This window comes from Gemmatimonadota bacterium (genome assembly GCA_026706345.1).
Lineage (GTDB): Bacteria > JAAXHH01 > JAAXHH01 > JAAXHH01 > JAAXHH01 > JAAXHH01.
The window spans coordinates 1-3,608 of the sequence record JAPOYX010000074.1 but is presented as its reverse complement, the minus strand read 5'-3'; the positions used below and the strand labels follow the sequence as shown (position 1 = coordinate 3,608).

The window sequence follows — 3,608 nt, the reverse complement described above, 5'->3', positions numbered from 1 at the left end:
GGCGCCGCTGGAGGAGGATGACGGACGTGGCGGCCGGACACGGACGACTCGCGCGAAGGACGAGAAACGCGGAGTGCCGCAAGGCGCGCCCATATCTCCTTGTTGTCGAACCTGCACATGCGGCGGTTCCTGCTGGGCTGGAAACAGCTTGGTCATCAATACCGCCTGAACGGCCACATCGTGAACTACGCGGACGACTTCGTGATCTGCTGCCGAGGAACGGCATCGCAGTCCATGAAGGTGATGCGTGGAATGATGGATAGGCTGGGGTTGACGGTCAACGAAGACAAGACGCAACTACGCCGCCTGCCGGACGGGAGCTTCGACTTCCTTGGCCACACCATAGGCCGCTGCCACATCCAGCTCGCGTTTTGCGGCGTTCGAAGGCAGGCGCCGCCACGTGCGCGACGGGCTCGATCTGGCGCATTCCCACGAGACAAGCCTGGTGGTGCGCCTGATTGAGGGCCTGCTCGAAATTCCAGGCTTGCGAATCCACGGGATCAAGGACCCTGCGGCATTTGTGCGACGGGTGCCCACCGTGTCCTTCACGCTGTCCGGTCACGACCCCGCCCGGATCGCAAAATCGTTGGGACGGGCCAATATTTTCGTCTGGCACGGCCATGCCTACGCGGCGGAACCGATCAACGCATTCGGGCTGAATGACTCGGGCGGAGTGGTGCGGATCGGCATCGCGCACTACAACACGATGCGCGAGATCGACGCCTGTCTTGATGTCCTGCGCGACTATTGCCGCTGGCTTGTCTGTTAAGTTACCGCCCAAATTGGGTCTTTAATGGGAGGATCCAAGCCTTGGGCGCCGGCGTCGCGCATCTGCGCGCTTGTGAACGCGCTGATACGGCGTTATAAGGTTGATGGAGCACTGGAAGAGGGGTTAATCATGCGGAATCAAATGTTGGCGGCGCTGGCCGCCGTCGTGCTGTGCGCGCCGGTCTTCGCCCAGGACGAGGAATCGACGCCGGGGTTCAACGAAGCCACTTTCGAAGGCCTTGAATTGCGCGGGATCGGGCCCGCACTCATGTCGGGACGAATCTCCGACATTGTCATCCACCCGGACAACAACAACGTCTGGTATGTGGCTGTGGGCAGCGGCAATGTCTGGAAGACCGAAAACTCGGGTACGACCTGGACACCGATATTTGACGATCAGGGCTCGTATTCCATCGGCGCAATTACGCTGGACCCCAATAACCCGGACGTTGTCTGGGTGGGTACCGGCGAAAACGTCAGCGGGCGTCATGTTGGCTATGGCGACGGCGTCTATCGTAGCCGGGACGGCGGCAAGAACTGGGAGAACATGGGCCTCGAGGCGTCGGAGCGGGTCGGCATGATCCGGATTGACCCGAGGGACTCGGACACGATCTTTGTCGCGGCGCAGGGGCCGCTGTGGTCGGGCGGCGGTGAACGCGGCCTCTACAAGTCAACCGACGGCGGCGAAAACTGGCGCAAGGTGCTGGGAGACGGGCTCGGCAACACTGACGAGGACGACCAGTACACGGGCGTTTCGGAAGTGCACATGGATCCGCGCAACCCTGACGTCATGTATGCCGTTTCGTGGCAGCGGCTGCGCAACGTTGCGGTGCTGATCGATGGTGGTCCCGGCACGGGTATCCACAAGTCGGTCGACGGCGGCGAAACCTGGCGTCGGCTGGAGAAGGGGCTTCCGGGGGGCATGACGGGCAAGACCGGCCTGGCCGTCAGCCCGCAGAATCCCGATGTGATCTACGCCACGATCGAGCTCGACAATCGCACGGGCGGTTTTTGGCGCTCGGCCGACGGCGGCGAGACCTGGGAGAAAATGAACGACTACCTGTCCAGCGGCACCGGTCCGCACTACTACCAGGAAATTTTTGCCAGCCCGCACGCTTTTGATCGTGTCTACCAGATGGACGTGCACCTGCACCGCACGGATAACGGCGGTAAGGACTTCGTCAGAATGGAGCACGAAACCAAGCACGTAGACCATCATGCGATGGCGTTTCGTGCGGACGACCCGAACTATCTGATCCTTGGCAACGACGGTGGCATTTACGAGAGTTTCGACCTCGGCGAAACCTGGAAATACGTTGCGAACCTGCCCATTACGCAGTTCTACAAGGTGGCCGTCGACTACGACGAACCGTTCTACAACATCTACGGCGGGACGCAGGACAACAACAGCCAGGGCGGGCCTTCGCAAACCTGGGACGCGTCCGGAATCCGCAATGCAGACTGGTTTGTCACGCTCTTCGGTGACGGCCATCAGTCCGCGGTGGATCCCGACAATCCGGACATCGTCTACGCGGAGTGGCAGCAGGGCAACCTGACCCGCTACGACCGGCGCACCGGAGAGAACACCTATATTCGTCCGCAGGCGCGCGAGGGCGAGCCGCCCGATCGCTACAACTGGGACGCCCCGATCCTGATCAGTCCGCACGATTCGAAAACGCTGTTTTTCGCGTCGCAGCGCGTGTGGCGAAGCGATGACCATGGCGACACCTGGACGCCGATCAGCGGTGATCTGACACGTGACGAAGATCGCGTCAGCCTGCCGGTCATGGGCCGCACCTGGAGTTATGACGCGCCGCGCGACCTGTGGGCCATGTCCAGCTACAACACGATCGTCAACATTTCCCAGTCGCCGATCGATCCGGACGTACTGTACGCGGGCTCCGACGACGGGCTGATCAGCATCACCGGGGATGGCGGCGAAACCTGGCGCACGATCGACGAGCTACCGGGTGTGCCGGATCGGTTCTTCGTCAATGACATCAAGGCGGATCTGCACGATGCCGACACCGTCTACGCCGTCGTCGACGATCACAAGGCCGGCGATTTTGCGCCCTACATCCTGAAGAGCGAGAACCGCGGCCGAAGCTGGCGCAGCATCTCGGGCAACCTGCCCGAACGCCATGTGCTCTGGCGCGTAGTACAGGACCACGTTGAGCCGGACCTGTTGTTCGTCGGCACCGAATTCGGCTTGTTCTTCACAGTCGATGGCGGCGGTTCCTGGACCAAGCTCAAAGGCGGCACCCCCAACATTCCGTTCCGCGACCTCGCGATTCAGCAGCGTGAGAACGACCTCGTGGGCGCGACCTTCGGACGCAGTTTCTATGTGCTGGACGACTATTCGCCACTGCGGCAGGTCAATGCGGACATGCTGCAGAGCGGCAACGTGCTGTTCGATGTTGCCGATGCGCTCTGGTACGTTCCGAAACGTTCGCTGGGCTGTGGATCGCCCGGCTGTCAGGCGTTCCAGGGCGACAGCTATTTCATGGCGCCAAACCCGGAATTCGGGGCGATCTTCACGTACTACCTGGCCGAGGGTTTCAAGAGCGGCAAGGACGTTCGTCGTGAGGCCGAGAAAAAACTCGAGGCTGAGAACGAGGATGTCGCGGCGGCGGCCTGGGACACGATTCTCAGCGAAGAGCGGGAAGATGAACCGGCCATCGTCTTCACGGTGACCGATACCGACGGCAACCTGGTGCGACAGATCGAGGCGCCCGCCGATGCCGGCTTCCATCGCGTTGCGTGGGACCTCAGGTACCCGGAATTGCAGCCATGGTCTCCGGAACTGGAAGAGAGCGACTCCGGTGGTGTCGGCGTGCTGG

At 61.8% G+C, this 3,608-nt stretch carries 3 protein-coding genes; all 3 read left to right on the top strand.

Features of this window, described 5'->3' with window-relative positions; all coding sequences use genetic code 11:
- The first annotated feature begins 99 nt into the window (after positions 1–99).
- Positions 100–462, top strand: coding sequence for a hypothetical protein (locus tag OXG98_05975; protein ID MCY3771548.1), 363 nt, complete (start codon positions 100–102; stop codon positions 460–462).
- Positions 401–769 (top strand): aminotransferase class V-fold PLP-dependent enzyme, encoded by a 369-nt coding sequence (locus OXG98_05970; protein ID MCY3771547.1) that lies wholly within the window; start codon positions 401–403, stop codon positions 767–769. The genes OXG98_05975 and OXG98_05970 overlap by 62 nt, the downstream gene beginning before the upstream one ends.
- Positions 770–898: 129 nt before the next feature.
- On the top strand, positions 899–3,608 hold a 2,710-nt coding region (locus tag OXG98_05965; GenBank protein ID MCY3771546.1), incomplete at its 3' end, for a glycosyl hydrolase.